Raw genomic sequence first — 21,900 nt, forward strand, 5'->3', positions numbered from 1 at the left:
ACAATTCAACAACATTAAGACTTACGCATGAAAACTAAACACACAGGCATTAAAATGCCATAAATCTACTGGCATTTTGTAGACATCGTTTGGCTCGTTCTATTTTCAATCGTATATATCCTGATTCTGTTTTAGAAGATTCTTTGTAACTTTTATTCCTTTGCTCAGAAACAAAAATGTTTCTAAGTAACGGGATTAGTTTTATAAATTTTCTAGTAAAGTTATTCTAATATCAACAATAACTATACCAATCCTTTCTGATTTGTGAGAATTCGCGGTGTTTAGATCCCCGATTTCTTTGAGAAATCGGGGATCTTGTTTCTGACGAATGATTTAGGATTGCTATATGTAATAAAGTTTTCACTTTCAATAAGTAGAAGACAGGAGGAGGCAGTGTTTCGACTACGCTCAACAACCAAGCAGAAGGGAAAAGCTAGTGTCGATCGCGGTTTTAAACTTTTGTATTCTACATTTAATTATGTCTACTTACTTAATCACGAATTAGCAGCTTTGACTACTTTTATATTTTTTTAAATTGTTCTAAACATACAGCAACCTGTATCATCATACTGTTACAACTTTTGTTAAGAAAAATTACAATTCTCTTAACAGAAGGAAATATTTCGTATGGTAGTTGCACTTGACAATAATCGACGACATCAGGTTGTAATCATTGGTGGAGGCTTTGGTGGGCTGTACACAGCAAAACATCTTGCAAAAGCGAATGTAAATGTTACTCTCATTGATAAACGAAATTTTCATTTATTTCAGCCGCTTTTATATCAAGTTGCGACAGGTACCTTATCACCTGCTGATATTTCCTCACCATTGCGAGCTGTATTCAGCAAAAGTAAGAATACACAAGTCTTACTGGGAGAAGTAAATGATATCGATCCCAAAGCACAACAAGTGATAATGGGCGATAAAGTAGTACCTTACGATACATTAATTGTTGCCACAGGTGCTAACCATTCCTATTTTGGTAAAGACAACTGGAAAGAATTAGCTCCTGGGTTGAAAACTGTTGAAGATGCCATAGAAATGCGTCGCCGGATATTTTCAGCATTTGAAGCAGCAGAAAAAGAAACCGATCCTGAAAAACGCCGTGCTTTGTTGACTTTTGTGATTGTGGGTGGCGGCCCTACAGGAGTAGAATTAGCAGGTGCGATCGCCGAGTTGGCATACAAAACTCTCAAAGAAGATTTCCGCAACATCGACACCTCAGAAACAAAAATTTTACTATTACAAGGGGGCGATCGCATCCTCCCACACATTTCACCAGATTTATCCCAAGTAGCAGCAGTATCTTTGGAAAAGTTGGGTGTGGTTATCCAAACTAACACCAGGGTGACAAATATTGAAAATAATATAGTTACTTTCAAACAAGGGAATGAAGTAACAGCAATTGCCTCAAAAACTATATTGTGGGCAGCAGGCGTTCAAGGTTCGGCAATGGGGAAAGTCCTAACAGAACGTACAGGTGTAGAGTGCGATTCCTCCGGACGTGTAATTGTAGAACCAAACTTGACTATCAAGGGTTATGAAAACATTTTTGTAGTAGGAGATTTAGGCAACTTCTCCCATCAAGATGGTAAACCCTTACCTGGGGTTGCACCCGTAGCCAAACAACAAGGAGAGTATGTAGCGGGACTCATTCAAAAACGTCTTCAAGGTCAAACTTTGCCACCATTTCATTACAATCATGTGGGTAGTTTGGCAATGATTGGACAAAATTTAGCTATTGTAGATTTAGGTTTCCTCAAACTCACAGGTTTCCTGGCTTGGGTATTTTGGCTAATAATTCACATCTACTTCTTAATCGAGTTTGACACTAAATTACTAGTAGTATTACAGTGGGCGTGGAATTATATCACTCGTAATCGTCGCTCTAGATTGATTACAGGTCGAGAACCTTATGCAGAAGCAAAAACTGTTAACAATATAACTCAAGTTGCTAACTAGGTTAAAAGGAGAAATAGAGTCAAGGGACTTGCAAAGAATAAAATCACCAAACAAGGAGAAGCCGCCAACTGCTTCTCCTTCCCTTTTTGTAGTAAATTCAATTGGGAACGAAAATTTTGGGTATTTGGAGTGTCGGTACAATTAAGCGATCGAGTGCAACTAGCAATACAGTTCAATTAAGACTCGATCCTCCCTAACCCTCCTTAAAAAGGAGGGAACTAAGCCCCCTTTTTAAGGGGGTTGGGGGGATCTTCCGGAGCCAAATACCGTTAACTGAACCGTATTGGTGCAACTAGTAGCAGAAACTAAACAAGTTTCAATCCGTTACTCTCAGCTACTCTTTGGTGAAAGCATTTAGTCCCCAATTGAATGAGGAGTTTATCTATGTCTAAACAAATTGCTATTGTAGGAGCCGGCCCTGGGGGTCTAGCCACAGCCATCCGACTTGCTGGACTAGGGTATAAAGTGCAAATTTTTGAAGCAGCTGAACGCGTAGGTGGACGGATGCGTGGGTTAGAAGTTGATTCATACGCTTTTGATACAGGGCCGACCATTCTCCAACTACCACATCTCTATGAGGAGCTTTTTCAGGAGGCTGGCTTAAATTTTGCTGACTATGTTCAACTCAAACGATTGGAACCCTATACTCACCTTCGATTTTGGGATGGCACACAACTAGATTTAACCTCAGATTTAAAAGCTTTTAAAACACAACTGGCAAAATTGCGTTCGGATTTACCATTAGCATTCGATCGCTGGTACGCAGAACATATCCGTAAATATCAGTTGGGCTACAAGCCTTATCTAGGAACCCCTGTACGGAGTCTATTGGGTTACTTGCGTTGGAATGAAATTGTTTCTCTATTCTCATTTCGCCCTTGGGAAAGTTTATATCAACATTTTTGGCGATTTTTCCAGGATGAGCGATTAGTCTATGCTCTGAGTTATCCTTCCAAATATTTGGGAATGCATCCTACAGTAGCAGCGAGTGTATTCAGCCTGATTCCATTTTTGGAATTTGCCCAAGGAGTATGGCATCCAGTGGGAGGATTCCGGGCATTAGCACAGGGATTGGCTAAGGCTGCTCAAGACTTGGGGGTGCAAATTCACCTCAATCGTCCAGTGCATCAAGTCTGGATTGAGCAGGGGCAGGTTCGTGGTATTGAATTTGCATCTGGCGATCGCCTGAATTTTGATGCAGTAGTTATCAATGCTGACTTTGGCTATGCTGTGCGTAATTTGCTACCAACTTCAGCACGAGGCCGCTATAGCGATCGCAAGCTTAAGCAAATGCAATTTTCATGCTCTACATTCATGCTTTATTTGGGTATAAATCGCCGCTACGAAGACTTACCACATCATCAAATCTATTTATCAGAAAATATTCGCCGACGCGATCGCCCTTGGATAGATGATTCTGCATTAGATGAAACCGATCCGCCGTTCTATGTCTGCAATCCCACAATTATAGACCCCAGTAATGCACCAGCCGGACACAGCACATTGTTTGTGTTAGTACCAATTCCAAATACTTCTTATGCTGTTGACTGGGATGTTAAACAAAAAAGTTACCAAGACTTTATTATTAAACGGCTATGCAAACTTGGATATGACAATATTGAAAAACATATTGTTACCCAGATATGTTACACTGCACAAACCTGGCATGATGATTATCGAGTTCATTTAGGTGCTGTGTTCAATCTCAGCCACAATTGGAGCCAACTTGGCCCATTTCGCCCTCCAATTCGTTGTGAAAATATTAGTGGGTTGTACTGGATTGGTGGTGCAGTTCACCCAGGAAGTGGATTAATCACAATTTTGGAAGCTTCACGTAGTGCTGCTGGGTTTATTAGCCAAGATTTTGCGTTAACGGACTATGGCGATAAGGCCAGATAGCGAAGATTTTCTGGCGTTGCATAAATGCGCGATGATTAATGTTAAATTAATTGAAAATTCGTTCCAAATTAGGCGAAATCATGCGATCGTCTAGCAATGCGATTTATATTGCAGATTCGTGCATTTCCAAATTGCGACATATAATTTGCGAATGTACAGTTTAAAGCGGGCGATGGGACTCGAACCCACGACGTTCACCTTGGGAAGGTGACATTCTACCACTGAATTACACCCGCGAGTAGCTGTTAGCCAAAACTTTAATATTAAACTACAGCATACCATTATTTATAGCGGTTTTCAATTGACTAAAATACACACTCTTTTCGCAACTGGCGATGCGTTTTCTTTCTACAGACGCTAGCGGGTACGGCAAAGCTTCTCTACGAGACACTACGCGTAGCTTGCTTCTCCGTAAGAGTAGGCTAACGCACTTAAAACTCCCCAGAGCCAAAGACGATCGGCGTGCGGTCAATGTCCAACGCCATATCGCAAGTAATACAAAACCCTACACTGCACAAATGAAACAGGACTTACGCGAAATCATGAAAAAACGTAGACGCGGAGCGGCTTGCCGCAGGCTACCGCAAAGGACGCATAGACACGTTCGCGCAGCGTCTCGTAGAGAAGTGGCTTCCCGCAGGGTAGGACACAAAGAAATAAGAGTTTCAGAGAGTTTTTGCGTAAGTCCTATGAAAGTCAGTGTAGGATTATTTGGCCTAGAGAACAATGTCTTCACCTCGCTCAGTGAAACGAACCTCTTTAATATTCCATGCTGCATTACTTGTTAAGGTTTTGCGGACACTACCAAACAAAGCAAACTGTTCGCAACTAGAAAGAGAAGCTATTTGCCGCTTTGACTCAGGAGATATTCGCAAATCAACTGTAGCAACACCATTTTTGACGTTAACACGATACCCAGACAAGCTAAAGTCACTTGTATCTCGTTTTTCTATGATTTTACCCACTGCATTTTTTACTGGTTCATCAGCTGGTACTGAAATCTTTTCTGGAATCAATTCTTGACATTGAACGTCACTAGTGTAAATCGTTACATCTGTACTTTTACTGTTAGCAGCTTTAGAAGTTGATGAAGAAGGCGTATTTTCTCCAGCAGATTCTTGATTGGGAGATTTTTCTCTCAATTGAGCAACACTAGAAATTTGGCTAGAAGTCCGAGATGATGAGCTATTTGTCGGTGTTGTAATAGGCTCTGGAGATAATGTGGTGTTTGGTGTTGGGGTAGGGGATGGTGTTTGGCTATCAATATTATTAGTGGTGGGGCTAGAATTACAGCTGCTCAGACCAAGAACAATTGTTACAGCGATCGCGGGTAAAAGATATCTCTTAGTTGTCTTCATAATTTTGCTCAAAAGTTACATTACTGCTATCAACTTCAATATTGGTGGTATCAATTCCGTATAAATTTGTCAATTTTGAGCCAGTCTCTAAAGTGTCAACTTGGTATCTGTTAAGCAGCAATTATGTTCCAAGGAGCAACGTTTATCGCGCTAGCGAGATCCCCGAACTTCTTCAGAAGTTTGGGGATCTCAAAATTGCAATCTGAAGGATATCAAATACCATCGATGTGTAACCGTATAAAGGCTAAAATTACATCTTTCTCAAGTATTAACTTGGTAAGATATAAATGAAGTTAAGTAGAATCCAAGAAGCTTAGACCGATGGATATTATTCTCAAGATTGATGCAAAGTAAGTACATTTCGGTAATAATTACACAAAATAAACCAAATTTTAATACTTTTAAGGCAAAAAAATGAATAGAGGCTCTCAACAAAAAACATTGAGAAGGCAAAACACAATTCTTGCTGCCAAACATTTTTTAGCAGAAATGGCTAAAGATGCTAGTTCAGAAGAATTGAGATTTATTGCTGATAATGTAGGTGAGATTGCACTATTTTGGCATTTGGTTGAAAATCCAGAAGAAATTTCTTCGCTGGAGTTGAAAATATAGTCATCCATTAGCTTGAAAAGAGGGAGTAGGGAGTGGGGAATGGGGTAGGAATGAAGAGATTTTTATGCTCCTGAATTCTGCTGTATAGCAGTTGAAGCATAGTTTAGAACATAAACTAATCCAAAAACCCCGACTCCAGAAACTTTCTTTGCCAGTTGCCTATTGCTTGCTATATTATCGAACTAAGCTGATATTTGAGGAAAGTCAAGCTACCATTTCCGCGCGAGACGAAACATCAAGTTTGCGGAATATCCTTTTCAAAGCTTGCTTAACAGATAACATTGGACACATTCCCAGCGCTGTGTTTTGGAATATTACTACTGACATTCTACTAGCCGATGCCGTATTAATTTTTACCCATTCCTGGGGAAAAACTTTTAGAAAATTGCGGTATTACAAATAAGACTACCGTTATTACTTATGATGGTTAACCTCAGGTGCTATTGGGAACTGATTGATTTTGAATTTTGAATTCCTTGTAAACAAAAATAAAGCAAATTAATATGTAGTATAAGAATTACGAATTCTCTCAAGATTTTTTCTTTAGTTATGAACGTTGTTTGCTAGAGATTATTGGGAAATATAGAAATGAAGTCAACTTCAGATCCCTAGCTGGCAAATAACAAGACTATGGTTTGTAATCTGATTCCTGTAGATAAAGATACCTACGAATCGCTGCAACAAGAATTAATAGAACTGCGTCAGTTAGTTGCCAGTTTAAAAGGTGGTAAGTCTTCAAATCTGCTAAAGTCTAGCCAACAGCAGATGGATTTGTTTATTGAATATATCCCTGGTGCGATCGCCATATTCGATCGGCAAATGCGCTATGTTCTGACGAGTCGGCGTTGGCGGGAAGATTATAATCTAAGCGATCGAGACATTATCGGTCGCTCTCATTGTGAAATCTTTTTAGATATTCCCCCCTATTGGCAGGAAATTCATCAACGTTGTTTGGCAGGAAGCATCGAGCAATCCGAAGAAAATATTTTCCCCCTTGGAGAGGGGACAATCCATTGGGTGAAATGGCAAATAAATCCTTGGTACGAAGACTCTGGTGAAATTGGCGGTATCATCATCTTGTCTGAAGTCATTACTGCTCACAAGCAGCTAGAAGAAACTGCAATATGCGATCGCCAACAAGCCGCAGCTCAACTACAAGAAAAAGAGCAATTTTTACGCGGTATTTATGATGGTGTTACTCAACCAATATTCACGATCGACGTTCTAGATAACTATGAATTGCGCTATGCTGGGTGGAATTCCGCAACAGAAAAGATAACAGGAATTAGTAACGCAGAAGTCATAGGTAAAACTCCAGAATATGTGCATGGCACTGTTGAAGGTCTAGAAGTACGTCAGCGATTCCAAATCTGCATAGAAAGTGGTATTGGCATCAAGTATGAAGAATGTCTGACTTTCCAAGGTAAAGAAACTTGGTGGCTAACTACAATTAATCCTTTAAAAAATAGCGAAGGTCGAGTTTATCGACTGGTGGGAACAGCCTTAAATATTACAGAGCGCAAACGAGCCGAAGTAGCACTCCAAGCTAGCCAACACTTCATTCAACGCATTGCAGATTCTTCTCCTAATATTCTCTACATTTTCGATTTAGAGCAACAGTGTAATGTTTACGCTAATCAAGAAATGGGCAAATTTCTTGGCTATTCTAACGAGCAAATTCAACAGATGGGAACGCAAATTTTACCCATAATTACTCATCCAGATGATTGGGTAAAAGTCGTAACTCACTTACAAAATTTTACTAAAGCCAAGGATGGCGATATTTATGAATTTGAATTTCGGGTGAGACAAGCAAATGGTGAATGGTGCTGGCTATACACCAGAGAAACAGTTTTCAGCCGCGATGCTGATGGGAAAATAAATCAAATTCTTGGTGTTTCAACTGATATCACCGAGCGCAAACAAGCCGAAATGCAATTACAACAACAAGCGCAAAATTTGGAAAACACTCTGCGCGAATTGCAACGTACCCAAAGCCAACTTATCCAAAGTGAGAAAATGTCTTCACTTGGGAATATGGTTGCGGGTGTTGCTCATGAAATTAACAATCCAGTGAATTTTATTCACGCTAATCTGATTCCAGCCACCGAATACACCAAAGATTTATTGCGTCTGCTAGAGCTTTATCAACAACACTTCCCCTATCCTCCAGCAGAAATCGAAGCAGAAATCATAGCTATTGACCTTGATTTTCTCAAAGAAGACATTGTAAAACTCTTCCAGTCTATGACTGTAGGAACTCAAAGGATTCGTGAAATCGTTCTTTCGTTGCGGAACTTTTCTCGTCTTGATGAAGCTGAATTTAAAGATGTAGACATTCACCAAGGTATTGATAGTACTTTGATGATTCTGCACAATCGCTTGAAAGCAAAACCCGATCGCCCAGAAATTTCTGTAATTAAAGAGTATGGTAAACTTCCTCTAATTGAATGCTATCCTGGTCAATTAAATCAGGTATTTATGAATCTTCTAGCTAATGCTATTGACTCTTTGGAACAATCATTTGTAGGAGAACAAGGACAAATTCGCATTTGCACCGAAGTTTGTAATAGCAAATGGGCAATAATTAGAATTGCAGATAATGGTATGGGCATTTCCCAAGAAATACTTCCCAAACTTTTCGATCCTTTCTTTACTACTAAAGATGTTGGAAAAGGTACAGGACTTGGGCTATCCATCAGTTATCAAATTGTGGTAAACAAACATGGTGGAAATTTGTCTTGTAACTCAATTCCCGGACAAAGAGCAGAATTTGTAATTAAAATTCCCATCAGTCAGTCATAAAATAGAATTCAGAAGTCAGAATTCAGAATTTATAATAAATCAACGATCGCCGACTTGTTTAATAAGTTAAGGAGAGTGGCGATCGCCAATGATTTAGATTTGCTATAGTTGGGTTAGCTCTGGAGGCAAGGAAATAATGTTACTTGAACTCAAGCAACTAATTGTACCTGTAGGTCATCAGTTGTTGATTAAGGGTATATCCTGGTCAGAATACAAAAATATTTTGGCAGAATTGGGTGAAAATCGTAGTTCTCGCATATCTTACAGTCAAGGAGTGCTGGAAATAATGGCTCCATTACCAGAGCATGAGGTAGCTAAAGTTCTTATTGGAGACTTACTAAAAGCGATCCTAGAAGAACTCGATATTGAATTTTGGAGTTTGGGGTCTACAACTTTTGACCAAGAAAAAATGGATGCTGGGGTAGAACCGGATGATTGCTTTTATATCGAAAATGAAGCAGCTGTTAGAGGTAAGGATAGAATTGATTTAACAGTCGATCCGCCTCCAGATTTAGCAATCGAAATTGATATTACCTCCCGCACTCGTTTTAATAATTATCAACTATTAGGAGTTCCAGAATTATGGCGCTCGAATGGTAATAAATTAGAAATTAATGTACTGACTAATGGAAAATATATAGAATCTAATAATAGCCGAATTTTTCATAGTCTACCTATTTATCAAGCGATTCCTGAATATTTAAAACGAAGTAAAACTGATGGCAGAAATACAGCGATGAGAGCATTTCGCTCTTGGTTGAGAAAGCAAATACGATTAATTATTTTAGAGGTTGTTTGAAAAGCGATCGGCTGTAATTTTAGGCACTTATAGATCCCCCCACTACACCCCTTAAAAAGGGGGGAAGCAGAATCAAAGTCCCTCTTATTAAGAGGAATTTAGGGAGATCTAAAATGTTTTACTACTTACAATAAGACTTTTCAAACATCCTGTTAGAGTTCAGAATGTTTTTATCTTCTATAGCGTTAAGTAATCTCTAAGTACATCCCATCTTCTAGCTCAATTTTTTACAAAATTCTATTGCATCATTCCAACTCACGTTTTCTTTAGATGGTAAAAGTTCCTGGCGGTATCTGCACCATTTCCAGACTGACGTTATTCCTCAAGCCTTCGAGAAAGTATTTTGCTTCTCAGTTGCTGCGGTTGGTGACGCTACCCTGTAAATTCACCGTTACAACTTCAAATTCAAAGCTTTGCACCCATAAGCCAAGTTTCCTAGCCAAACCTGAGTTCTGTTTTCCAGAACTAGATGGAAACACATAGTATACTAATGTAATAAAAATTACTAATAATAATATACAGTTAAACTGCGTTAGCACGGTTATAATATCGGCTGACTTGTTTTTAATTCCAGTACTCTAGAGTGTTTTTTGGACTGGCTGAGGTGGCTATCAATGCTTTAACAACCAGCCAATACTAACTTTCTTATAGAAGACGAATGACTAAAAGACGACAATTTTTAAAAGGAGTAGCAGCACTTTCTAGCTTGTCTTTAACGAGTTGCGGTTGGAGGCTAGCTCAAGTACGTGCTAATTCTAATACTTCTGGTCGAAGCGACCAACTTTATATTTATACTTGGACGCAATATACCGACAAACAATTACTAAAAACTTTTAGTACTCAAACTGGCATGAAAGTGCTGGCGGATGTGTATGATTCTAACGATGTGATGCTGGCTAAGTTGCAAGCTGGAGGCGGTAGCGCTTACAGCATTATCTACCCATCTGATTATATGGTACAGAAGATGGTAGATAAAGGTTTATTAACAGAGATAGATCGCGATCGCTTAATTGGTCTAGAAAATTTATTTCCCCGCTTTTCTAATCCTATATATGACCCCAATAACCGTTATAGTATTCCTTTTAATTGGGGTACAACAGGTTTTATTTATAATTCTGAAAAACTCCAAGATACTCCAGAAGATTGGGATTATCTTTGGCAAAACCAAGACAAACTTAATAAGCGCATGACTTTGCTCAATGATGTGCGAGAAGTTATGGGTGCAGTATTGCGAATGTTAGGTTATTCTTATAACTCTAAAAACGAATCAGAAATCAAACAAGCTTATGATAAATTGAAAGTGCTAAAACCTGCGATCGCTGCTTTCGATACAGATGCTTGGCAAAATCAAATTCTCGGAGGAGATTTAGTTTTAGCAATGTGTTATTCAGCAGATGCGGTGAAAATCTCTAAAGAAAATCCTAAATTCAAATATGTGATTCCCCGCAGCGGTTCTTCATTATGGACAGACACTATTATAATTCCTAAAACAGCCCCTAATTTAGCTGGAGCCTACGCTTGGATTAATATGATTTTACAACCAGAAGTAGCAGCCCAAATCAGTCAACGTCTAAATATTGCTACACCTAATAGTGCGGGATTCGAGCAATTGCCAAAACGAATACAAAACAATTCTAATTTGTTTCCCCCAGAGTCACTTTTAGCAAATTGCGAGCGAATCAGTCCTGTAGGAGAATTTGAAGACGTTTATGAACGCTACTGGACTCAATTAACTAGTAGTTAAATAGAGTTGGGAGTTAAGAGTTAGGAGTTGGGAGTTAAGAGTGATAAATATTGAAAACAACGATCTTTTGCAAAAAGATGAATTCCATAGTCAGCGAAGAAGTTGGCTGCAACCTTTAGTGTTACTTGCACCGTCAGGAATTTGGTTATTACTTTTGTTGGTGCTGCCAAGTTTAATAATTTTTGAGTTAAGTTTGGTTGCAGACATTCGGCCGGGAGATGTAGTTAATCCCAATGGATTCAAAAACTATATCCGAATATTCGACCCTCTTTACTTACAAGTAATCCTGCGATCGCTATTTTTAGCTTTTGGCACTACAAGCATTTGTTTAATTTTAGGCTTCCCTGTGGCCTATTGGATTGCTGTGGTTGCACCGAAGCGGTGGCGAAATTTGCTGATTTTAGGCTTTGTTTTGCCTTTGTGGACTTCTTCATTATTGCGTTCCTATGCTTGGATTACAATTCTTCGTCCTAGTGGTTTATTGAATAGTTTATTGAGTTATTTCAGTTTGCCTACTTTGGAATTGCTGAATACAAGTACGGCTGTATTAATTGGTATGAGTTACAGCCTATTACCCTATATGGTTTTAATTTTATATGCTTCTTTGGAAAAGCTAGATAAGCGTTTATTAGAAGCAGCAGCAGATTTAGGTGCAAATCCGGTGGAAGCTTTTTTCAAAGTAACTATACCCCAAATTTTTCCAGGAATTGCAGCTGGTTCCATGCTTGTATTTATCACAGGTTTGGGAGATTTTACCGACCCAGAATTACTTGGTGGTGCTTCTAGTATGACAGCGGCGCGATTAGTTTATAACCAGTTTCTGGGAGCGACTCAAAATTGGGGATTTGGTTCAGCTTTAAGTATGACGTTAATTTTACTGGTGAGTATTGCGATCGCTCTTTTAATTAAGTTTGGTGAAGCTACACCAAAACGTTAAACTTTTCATCATTCACTTATAATAAGTGCATCGAACGCCAGCGAGACAAAGGTTATGCTTTCACCCGATCTCAAAAATGCATTACCAACTACTGACGAACTTCCCTGTTCAGACGATACACCAGTGGATAACGAAGACCAAAATTTTTTGCCCAACATTTTACTTTTCTTGCTCAACTCGATTTGGGCAAATCGTATGGATTGGTACTTTGGGGTAGATATGGGAGTCTACCACACCACAGGAGTACATCCTAGAGTTCCTGTAGTTCCAGATGCTTTTTTGAGCCTGGGAGTAGAACGAAAAAAAGGTGGTAAATCTCGCAAAAGTTACGCTGTTTGGGAGGAAAATTGGGTAGTTCCAATACTGATATTAGAAATGGTATCTCACACCCCAGGAGGTGAATACGAGGAAAAGCTAGATATATATAAAAACCTCGCTGTATTGTACTACGTAATTTACAATCCTGAGTTTTGGCGGCGCGACCAACATCAACCATTTGAAGTGTATAAATTGATAGATGGAAACTACCAACTACAAATAGGCGAACCTTATTTCATGCCAGAAATTGGCTTAGGTATTGGACGACACCAAGCTGTAATTGCCGGGATACAACAAGAGTTTTTATCTTGGTATGACGAGCGAGGAAATCGTTATTTGACAGACGCAGAACAAGCACAACAAGAACGAATAAGGGCCGAACAAGAACGAATAAGGGCTGAACAGTTAGCCGAGTATTTACGTTCTCTAGGTGTAGATCCAAATAATCTACCTGGTAATTAAGGCGATCGCATTTCAACGATTGATACACTTGATAGGTAGACAATGCTTGTCTCCACAATCTGGTATCACTTTTCACCTCCTACTCATAACTTACTAATAGCTCCTAATTAAAATCAGATTAATTTAATGATTTGCCACCATAACTAAATGATTCAAATCATCTGTGGTGCTATGAATTAAATTTTTTATTTTTGAGAGAAACTCATGCTCTAAATAAGGCTTAGTCAAGTAAACATTTGCACCCAACTCTTTCGCTAGCTGGCGATGTTTCTCAGCGCTGCGAGAAGTGAGAATCACTACAGGAATTTTGGCAAAATTTGGATGTTGGCGTAAATTACTCAAAAATTCAAAACCATTCATTCTTGGCATCTCTAAATCTGAGATAACAACTTCAATTTCTGGATGTAACTGTAACTTTTCTAAAGCTTCTACACCATTTTGAGCTTGTATTACTTGATAGCCAGATTTTTGCAAAGTTAAAGAAATAGTTTGGCGCAGACTAATGGCATCATCTACTACTAAGATAACTTTTGGCGTTGGATTATTGGAGTCTGGAGGATAGCTAGATTGGGTTTCTGTAGTATCAGTATCTTGTAATGGTGTAGGAGAAAAAGTTTGTTTTGATGATATTGGCAAAGATTTTTTATTTGCCCAAGAGGTTGTTGGTAACCCGATAACATCAAGCGTTTTTTGTTGGATATCGCCTGATAGCAGCAATGAAGCATCAATCACTAAAATGAGGTTACCATTAGCTAAGCTACTACAACCATAAATATATTTTGGTGGAGCGATGGCATTTCCTAAAGGTCTGATTACTAGTTCTTGTTCGCCAATTATTTGGTCAACTTCTAAAGCAAACAGCCCTTGATTTCTCCGCAGCAAAAGCACAGGATTTTTATTTATATTTGCATCGTGATTATTTGATGTGCTGTATGGAGTAGGATTATTAAATAACGAACCATGATAAGAAAGCAACTCTGAAAGCTGACGCAGGCTGACCATCGTCTCATCCTCGCCTACATTCCAATGCAAAACTTTTTTCCCTTCAATTTCTTTGAACTGCTCATCAGTAGGAATCAATATTTTTTCTATTCTGTCCAAAAGCAAGCCATAAACAATACCTCTAGCTTGAACTAGCATTAGTTTTTCAGTAGTCATAGAAAAAGGAATTTTGAGTAGAAATGTTGTTCCTTGCTTGGGTAAAGATTCAACTGAAACTGAACCATTGAGTGCGTTCATCTGAGTACGGACAATATCTAAACCCATACCGCGTCCAGAGATTTCACTCACTTTATTAGCAGTGGAAAATCCTGGTGAAAATATCAAATCTAAAAGTTCAGGTTCCGTTAGATTATAAGCATAGCTTTTAGCTTTGTCTTCAGTTTGGATGTGATAAAGTTCAACAGCTTTTCTGCGAATACTTTCTAAATTTAATCCCTGTCCATCATCCCGAATTTCGATAACAGTTTGGCTACCTTGATGATAGGCGCAGATTTCAATTAAACCTCGTTCTGGTTTGTTCAACTCTCGGCGAATGTGCGGAGGTTCAATACCGTGGTCAAAAGCATTACGTACTAAGTGTAACAAGGGATCGTAGAGTTTTTCAGCGATCGCTTTATCAACTAGTACTTCTGTTCCACAAAGTTTTAATTCTACGAGTTTGGCATAAACATTCCCCAACTTATTCACCATGTGAGGAAAACGATTCAAGATATTGCCCAAAGGCAACATTCGTGCTTCTACTAAATTATCTATAATATTTAGAGTTAAATTTTCTTTACTACCAGTGATTTGGGCAGCTTGGGTCACAAGCAAGTCAAGAGACTCTGTGGTTTCTTGAAGTTGCAGCGACTCTTCTATTGCTTCATGCAATGTCATCTGAAATTCTGTATACACATCCATTTCCAGAGAGTCAAAATTGACGGCAAAATTTGGTGTTTGTTGCGAACCAAAATTTTGCATTTGTAATGGTAAATCGCGTAATTCATTTAAAATTATTTGTTGTTTAGCGAGTCGCTGCATTAATCGCTCAATTATTTCTTGGATTTGTTCGTCTTGCAAAGCCCGCCGTTTTTCGGAAATCAGCAATTCTCCTGCTAAATAATTCAGGTTTTGTAATTTATCTGTGTCTACTCGAATAAAAGAAGGTTGACGAGAATTTTTATTTTGGGAATGTTGCGATCTCTCTTCTATTTGGTGGTTAATTGGTTGAGATGAATCAGCAATAGGTTCAATAACTGCTTGTGGAATATCTATCTGTTTCAAAGAATTCTCAGTTTTGGTAGCTGGAACTTCAGCAGTAACGTTTTGGTCGGCTTCTTCTCCCCATATTACTTCTAGAAGGTTATCGCTGGTTTGAGAAGATGCAGACTTAGATGCTTCTTTAAGAACTAGCAGGCTTTGTAACTTAGGACTATCAAGCCAATTTTTTTCTTTACTAGTTACAGGGGGATAGTTTTTATATTCTTTTGCTAATTTATAAATCTTGTTTTGCAAGATTTTGACTACAGTAAGATAATTGTCAGATTTATCAATATAGTATTGAAATTTTGCAACTGCAAACAAAATAATTAAAATGATACCATTACGATAAATGCAAAGACTTTGGCTATCTTCTTCCTCTTGGACAAAAGCTAGAAATTTTGCCAGCCAATTTTCAACATAATTTAGCAGATTTTTTTCAGGTAATTTCGGAACTAGTAAAGCCAAAGTAAGTTCTGACTCTGGTATTTCCATATCGTGATTAAACCAGCCAAAAATGTAGCGAATAACTTTTAAATAAAACTTGGCAGTTGTTGGTTTAACGGATTCATCTTTATTGTTATCTGATGTAGTTAAGAACTGATAGAATTGTTCTTCGTTAAAGATAATCGTCTCAGAAAACGAATTATTTTCTAATTCTCCAGAAGCTTCATTATTTGCGACTTTTGTGAGTTGTTGCAAACTGAGAGAAGCTTGTCCGCCAGAAGTGCGATCGCCTGCTAATACCGATTTTTGTGCTTGTTGCAAATCTGCAAGGGCGATTTCTGCAATTTGCTTTACCTGGGTGGGATTTGCTTGCAGCGCTGACATAATTGCTTGAGAAATTTCACCCAATCCAGGTAAATTTAGAGATTCTGCTAAGCCAAGAAATACCTCAGCTTGAGATTGTAAAAATTCAATAAATTCGGCATTATTGGATAGATGATTAATAGCTTCAGTAATACTATTTAGGCGTTGCTGTACTCCCACTTCAAAAACAGACTGTACAATATCAAATCCCAATTCCTCAGAAGTAGGAATATGAGTCTCAGCCCCAAACGCGTCGCCCAGTTTTTCTTGCAGCTGTGCAAAAACTGAACTTGAGCGTTGGAGTAATTCTTCATCATTAACAGTACTTCCGATTAGCTCAGTATTTAATGCTATGCTCAAACATTCATAAGCTTTAATTATTAATGTCTGTAATTCATCGTCAATAACTACATTTGGGTTATATAAAGCCTTAAATACATCTTCTAAAAAATGGGCGATCGTCTTAATCAGTTCCAGCCCAACATTAGCAGCACCACCTTTGAGCGTATGGGTAGCCCGCATTAAATTATGAATTTTTGCAATGCTATAGTCTTCAGATAAGCTAAATAATTCTTGTTCAATAATCTGTACTAATTCCGGGGCTTCTGCCAGAAAATAAATGTATCCTTGTTCGCGAATTGAAGTGTCGGTAATCATAATGAGGGAATTGGGAGTGAGGAGTGGGGAGTGGGGAGTGGGGAGTTGGGAGTGGGGAGTTGGGAGTGGCTAAGATTCAAATTCCCTACTCCCTATTCCCTATTCCTTGCTCTCCTTATTATCTAGAGAACGAATCAGAGCGCGGAGTAGTCTTCCTAGGGATTCACATTGCATTAAAATTGGGTTGACTGCTTCGGTATCAGTAAGTCTCACTTTATCTCTAGCTGATAGTAATAAGTAAGTTTCTAACTCTTTGAGAGAACCTTGTGCTATTCGGAGAAACTTTATGTATTCTGTGCGATACTCTCGTCCATAACCTTCAGCTACATTTGCTGGGATTGATGCAGCTGCTCGACAAATCTGTGAAGTCATTCCATAAAGTTCTTCTCTTGAAAATGTAATCGTTAATTGATAGCAAGCTTCAGCTAAATTCATGCCTTCTTGCCAAACTATTAAATCTTTATAAGAGCGAATTTTACAATTTTTCATTACTCCCCCTACTCCCCACTTCCCACTCACTATTCACTAGTTAATTCACTTTGAATTTACTTGCAGTAGTTAATAACTCTTGCGCCATACCTGATAATTCTTGAAAGACAGTAGCAATTTCTTGAGATTCTGCAAAAGTTTTATTGGCAATCTGGGCAACATCTTGCATTGATGCAGTTACTGTTACAGATTGGGTCATTTGTTGTTGAGTTGCTGCGGTAATTTGCTCGATTAATTGGCTAATTTCAGCAGTTGCAGAAACGATCGCATTTAAGTTTTGGCGAGTTTCACTTACTAGATTTGTGCCTTCCACTACCTGCTGAATGCCAGTTTCCATTGCGACTGCAACTTCTCCAGTTTCTGTTTGAATCTCTTGGACTAATTTTTCAATTTCGATGGTTGCTGCTGCTGACTGGCGAGATAGAGAACGCACTTCATCAGCTACAACTGCAAAGCCTTTGCCATATTCACCGGCGCGGGTGGCTTCAATAGCTGCATTCAAAGCTAAAACGTTTGTCTGTGTGGCAAAATTACCAATCAAATTCACGACTTTGGAGATTTTTTGCGAGGATTCACTCAGACGTTTAATCTTTTTGCTGGTTTGGGCGACGGTTTCACGAATTCCTTGAATTGCTTTGACAGTCAAGTTCATCGCTGTATCGCCAGACTCTACAGTTTGATTGGCTTGTTGTACTGCAACTTGCACCAACTGGGCGTTCGCCACCACAGCTTGAGTAGAGTCAACCATCTGTTTAATGTCACCCAAAGCTGCGCTAAGTTCTTCAGATTGGTGTTGCGCTGAATTGGTCAGCCCCGTTAGCGAAGCATCGCTATTGCTGGAAGTTTGGGCAACTTTTTGGGCTGCTGCCTGTACCTGAATAACTATTTGCCGTAGCGCTTGTAGGGTATTGTTGTAGGCATCTGCGATGGTGCCTAATTCATCTTCTGTAATCGGTGCGCGTACTGTTAAATCACCGTTGAGGGCTGGTCTTAGCGCCGTCAGAAGTTGAATCGATCTTTGTTGGAGTAATTCCTTAGCTGCTTTTTCCCGTGCTGCTGCTTCTGCTAATTTTGTTGACTGTGCTTGTAGCTGTTGCAAGTATTCAGTTTGTTGTAATGCTAGCCCGAACTGGCTGCCAATGCGTGCTAACAAACTGACTTGCGATTGTTCCCAATTACGAGCTGCGGAATTTTGATAAGCTGCTAGCAAGCCCCACAATTGTTCCCCTATAAATACAGGAACGATCGCATAAGCTTTAACTTCAAACTGTTCTAAAATTTCAATATGGCAAGGAGAATGGCCTACTTTATAGATGTCATTGACGATAAAGTTTTCACCTTGGGCATATCGACCTCCTTGGGTTTCTTGTAAATGGGTATCTTCCCAAACAGTTTTGATGTCAGGGCCTACGAGTTTTACCCAATTATGACCCACTGATTCAGCTACAAATTCACCACTCCAGTTAGGTTGAAAGCGATAGACACCGACGCGATCGCATCTTAATAATTGCCGTACTTCATGAGTAGCTATTTTAAATATTTCTTCTATATCTAAAGATTGTCGAATGCGGTTAACTATCTTGGTCACTGCTTTCTCTTGTTCGGCAAATTGAGACAATTGTTGAGATTTCACTCGCAGTTGCTCCATATATTCTGCTTGCGATATTGCTACACCAAATTGCAAGCCAATCTGCACTAAAAAGTTGGCTTCCCAAGTTTGCCAATCACGAGGCCCGGAGTTTTGATAAGCTGCTAATAATCCCCACAATTTTTCTCCAGAAAATACAGGAACAATGGCATAAGCTCTAACTTCAAATTGCTCTAACATCTCAACATGGCAAGGAGAATGACCTACTTCATAGATATCATGAGCAACAAAGCTCTCACCTCTGGTATATCGCCCTCCCTGGCTTTCTTGCATGTAGGTATCTGCCCAAATAGTTTTAATACCGGGGCCTACTAATTTTGTCCAAGCATTACCCACTGACTCGGCGACAAATTCACCACTCCAATTAGGATTAAAGCGAAAAACTACAACGCGATCGCATTTTAATAATTGCCGTACTTCTTGAGTAGTTGTTTTAAAAACGCTTTCTATATCTAAGGATTGTCGAATGCGGTTGACTGTCTTTGTTACAGTTTTTTCTTGTTCAATTATCTGAGAAAGTTGCTCTGATTTTGTCTGTACTTGTTCGAGATATTCTCCTTGGGTAATAGCCACGCCAAATTGCAAACCAATCTGAGTTAAAAAGCTTTCTTCCCAAGGTTGCCAATCACGAGGGCCAGAATTTTGATAAGCTGCCAGCAAGCCCCATAATTTTTCTCCAGAAAATATGGGTGCAATGATATAAGCCATCATTTGAAATTGCTCTAAAATATCAATGTGACATTGAGCGTGTCCCATTTGATAAATATCTTTAACTACAAAAGTTTCACCTTTGGCGTAACGTCCTCCTTGGGTTTCTTGCAAGTGAGTATCTTCCCAAACCATATTAAAATCAGGGCCTACCATCTTTACCCAATTATTACCCACTGATTCCGAGACAAATTCGCCACTCCAGTCAGGTCTAAAGCGATAAACACCTACGCGATCGCATTTTAATAATTGGCGGATTTCCTGAGTGGTTGCTTGAAAAAGTTTATCAACATTTGATATCCGCAAAATCTTATCGATGACTTTAGCTGCTGATTTCTTGGCTTGTGTTTGCTGTTGCAGTTTTTTTTCAAATTCAAAGTTATGCAATCTGTAGGTTAGTTCTCTGGCAATTTGATAAAGTAAGCTAATTTCACCCTCTTGCCATTGCCTGGGAGAGGAGCAATTATTTACTGCTAATAATCCCCAAACTTTACCTTCTACTAAAATTGGTAAAGCCAAACTGGCTTTGATTTGATATTTTTCTAGCAGTTGCTTTTGATGGGGCGTTAGTTGTATCTGACTGGTATCATCAATAGCTACAGACTCTAAATAGTCTTGATTAGTATATAAACCAAAAACAATCCCAGGAATATTTTCGCCTAAAGTCGGCGTCCACCCTAGCGTTCGAGATTCTGCTAATACATTACCTGATTCTAGGGAATTAAACTGATAAATCAAAGCGCGATCGCAGCCAGTTTTTTCTCTAATTTGTGTTACAGTAATTTTAAGTAAAGTATTAAAATCAGTAGCTTGTCGCAGATGAATTGCAATGTCATGCAACTGTCTACGCCAAGTTTTAAATTCTTGAGCGATCGCATTTAATAAAGAAATTTCATCGCTAGCAATATTGGCTACACTAGGGCTACCATTCTGGTTTTCTACTTCAGGAATTAAACGCTCGTTTTCAGAGTTATTGTGATACAAAAATGTCATTGAAGTTACCTCAAAAGTTTTCAGGACTGATAATTGAATAATTGGAATGTCAAATCTATTTGGGATTTTTTTGTTACAAAGTTGTTAATTTTGAATTCCCCACATAGGAGCTTGGATAAGTGTTATTGCATCCAAATTAAACATCATCTCCTTTGCATCATTGATAAAATAACCATGCAAAAAAGGCGAAATTTTGGGATAAAATAATTCGTCACTCGGAGGTTTGATTTGGTTAGTATCCAGCCATTCAATATCGATAAGTTGTCTGACTAATAACCCCAAATACTTACTTTCATTTTTTAAAACAATCGCCATCATTTTTGATAGCAAATTTGACCTTTGTGAAATTGGAGGATAACCTAACATTGCGTCTAAATCTACTAACCAAAGCATCTCACCACGCCAGTTATAGATACCTAAAACGGAATTCGGCATCTCAGGAACCCCACATATTTCTGGTAATGATACTTGTACGACTTCTGTGATGTGTTCTAAAGAAATTACGGCTGTATCCTTTATTCCCAAATTAAAACTTAAAAATTTTTTCTTGGTTTCCAAAGTTAGCAATCCTTTGTAATTGATATTTTTTATTCAGCCACTATTTACATTTACAGTTTAAGCTTGTATAAGCGATAGATCGAAAATAGTGACTTTTATTATGGTTGGAGTAGGAAAATTAATTATTAATTAATCGTTTGAGAATTCCTAGTAATTCCTCTCGATCGACTGGCTTGGATAAATAGCCTTCAGCACCTAGCATATTACCCCAGATTTTATCTACATCACTATTTTTTGTAGAACAAAAAACCACAGGAATTTTGCTGGTATTGGGGTTATTTTTCAGTTCGCGGCAAATTTCAAAGCCACTTTTACCTGGTAAAATTACATCAAGAAATATTAAATCAGGCTTATTTTTATCGATTTTGTCTTGAGCTTCTTCACTACTTGTGGCACTAATCACAGAATAACCTGCCTGTTGTAAGTAACGGCTGATTATTTCCATATCAGTTAAGCCATCTTCAACAACTAAAACAGTATTCATGGCAACTACCTATTAGATCTTTCTCAGGATGTAAATACAACTGAACTATGAAGCAAAACATTTTAGATTTATTACACCCATTCTGAGGGCATAACTTAAAGATTTTAGATTTTTAGCTCAACCGAAAATCTAACACTGGCATAGCCAAATTAAACATACAAATCCTATAGGATTTGCAAACAAAGATATGGAAGTGGCTAGATCGTATACTAATCTCTTTGTTCCAACCAATATTTCACAACCCAAATAGAATTGCTATAAATACAAAAACTTGTATTTATCTAATTTTGATTCAAGCTTTATATATCAACATCAGAAAAAGTACGTAACAAACATAATTTGATACTTTTTCTGGAAACATAAAATAATTTTATTCGTCAATAAGCCAGAAATGAAAATTCACATTATCTAGAGAT

At 38.4% G+C, this 21,900-nt stretch carries 14 protein-coding genes, 1 tRNA gene and 2 pseudogenes; 9 read left to right on the plus strand and 8 right to left on the minus strand.

Annotated features, from left to right (window positions below):
• Positions 1-33: 33 nt before the first annotated feature.
• The 3 genes and pseudogenes from NSTC745_RS26090 to NSTC745_RS26100 all read left to right on the plus strand — a co-directional run.
• Positions 34-135: pseudogene (locus NSTC745_RS26090) on the plus strand (cytochrome c oxidase subunit 3); the annotation flags it as partial.
• Positions 136-627: 492 nt separating this feature from the next.
• Positions 628-1,962, plus strand: a complete 1,335-nt coding sequence (locus tag NSTC745_RS26095) for an NAD(P)/FAD-dependent oxidoreductase (protein ID WP_445633577.1) — start codon at positions 628-630, stop codon at positions 1,960-1,962.
• Positions 1,963-2,346: 384 nt separating this feature from the next.
• A complete protein-coding gene (locus NSTC745_RS26100) occupies positions 2,347-3,861 on the plus strand; it encodes a phytoene desaturase family protein (protein WP_445633578.1) in 1,515 nt (504 codons plus the stop codon).
• A 164-nt stretch (positions 3,862-4,025) separates the two neighbouring features.
• Here NSTC745_RS26100 and NSTC745_RS26105 read toward each other — a convergent pair.
• Positions 4,026-4,097: transfer RNA gene (locus NSTC745_RS26105), tRNA-Gly, on the minus strand.
• A gap of 480 nt (positions 4,098-4,577) precedes the next feature.
• The gene (locus NSTC745_RS26110) at positions 4,578-5,219 is read right to left on the minus strand and encodes a sporulation/spore germination protein (protein WP_445633579.1); all 642 of its coding nucleotides are present in this window, start codon (positions 5,217-5,219) and stop codon (positions 4,578-4,580) included.
• A gap of 414 nt (positions 5,220-5,633) precedes the next feature.
• Between NSTC745_RS26110 and NSTC745_RS26115 the strand changes: the two genes are divergently transcribed.
• A complete protein-coding gene (locus tag NSTC745_RS26115) occupies positions 5,634-5,831 on the plus strand; it encodes a hypothetical protein (protein ID WP_096540204.1) in 198 nt (65 codons plus the stop codon).
• A gap of 204 nt (positions 5,832-6,035) precedes the next feature.
• Here NSTC745_RS26115 and NSTC745_RS26120 read toward each other — a convergent pair.
• Positions 6,036-6,107: pseudogene (locus tag NSTC745_RS26120) on the minus strand (LuxR family transcriptional regulator); the annotation flags it as partial.
• A 354-nt stretch (positions 6,108-6,461) separates the two neighbouring features.
• On the opposite strand from NSTC745_RS26120, the gene NSTC745_RS26125 reads away from it, so the two are divergent.
• The 5 genes from NSTC745_RS26125 to NSTC745_RS26145 all read left to right on the plus strand — a co-directional run bounded on the left by NSTC745_RS26125 (position 6,462) and on the right by NSTC745_RS26145 (position 12,896).
• Positions 6,462-8,636 (plus strand): PAS domain S-box protein, encoded by a 2,175-nt coding sequence (locus tag NSTC745_RS26125; RefSeq protein WP_445633580.1) that lies wholly within the window; start codon positions 6,462-6,464, stop codon positions 8,634-8,636.
• A 136-nt stretch (positions 8,637-8,772) separates the two neighbouring features.
• Positions 8,773-9,435, plus strand: coding sequence for a Uma2 family endonuclease (locus NSTC745_RS26130; RefSeq protein WP_445633581.1), 663 nt, complete (start codon positions 8,773-8,775; stop codon positions 9,433-9,435).
• A gap of 658 nt (positions 9,436-10,093) precedes the next feature.
• Positions 10,094-11,179, plus strand: a complete 1,086-nt coding sequence (locus NSTC745_RS26135; protein WP_445633582.1) for an ABC transporter substrate-binding protein — start codon at positions 10,094-10,096, stop codon at positions 11,177-11,179.
• 49 nt (positions 11,180-11,228) lie between these two features.
• Positions 11,229-12,116, plus strand: a complete 888-nt coding sequence (locus tag NSTC745_RS26140) for an ABC transporter permease (protein WP_445638687.1) — start codon at positions 11,229-11,231, stop codon at positions 12,114-12,116.
• Between the two features lie 54 nt (positions 12,117-12,170).
• Complete coding sequence (locus NSTC745_RS26145) at positions 12,171-12,896, plus strand: Uma2 family endonuclease (RefSeq protein WP_445633583.1); 726 nt, start codon at positions 12,171-12,173, stop codon at positions 12,894-12,896.
• Positions 12,897-13,019: 123 nt separating this feature from the next.
• Here the strand turns inward: NSTC745_RS26145 and NSTC745_RS26150 are convergent, their stop codons facing one another.
• The 5 genes from NSTC745_RS26150 to NSTC745_RS26170 all read right to left on the minus strand — a co-directional run bounded on the left by NSTC745_RS26150 (position 13,020) and on the right by NSTC745_RS26170 (position 21,484).
• Positions 13,020-16,604 (minus strand): response regulator, encoded by a 3,585-nt coding sequence (locus tag NSTC745_RS26150; protein ID WP_445633584.1) that lies wholly within the window; start codon positions 16,602-16,604, stop codon positions 13,020-13,022.
• 99 nt (positions 16,605-16,703) lie between these two features.
• Entirely contained in the window at positions 16,704-17,093 is a 390-nt protein-coding gene (locus NSTC745_RS26155; RefSeq protein WP_445633585.1) for a four helix bundle protein, read from the minus strand.
• 40 nt (positions 17,094-17,133) lie between these two features.
• Positions 17,134-20,442 carry a GAF domain-containing protein gene (locus NSTC745_RS26160; protein WP_445633586.1) on the minus strand — a complete coding sequence of 1,103 codons (3,309 nt, stop codon included), beginning with the start codon at positions 20,440-20,442 and terminating at the stop codon, positions 17,134-17,136.
• 84 nt (positions 20,443-20,526) lie between these two features.
• Positions 20,527-21,000, minus strand: a complete 474-nt coding sequence (locus tag NSTC745_RS26165) for a chemotaxis protein CheW (protein WP_445633587.1) — start codon at positions 20,998-21,000, stop codon at positions 20,527-20,529.
• A gap of 118 nt (positions 21,001-21,118) precedes the next feature.
• The gene (locus NSTC745_RS26170) at positions 21,119-21,484 is read right to left on the minus strand and encodes a response regulator transcription factor (RefSeq protein ID WP_096540184.1); all 366 of its coding nucleotides are present in this window, start codon (positions 21,482-21,484) and stop codon (positions 21,119-21,121) included.
• Positions 21,485-21,900 lie beyond the last annotated feature (416 nt).

The sequence above is a fragment of the Nostoc sp. DSM 114161 genome (assembly GCF_052692665.1).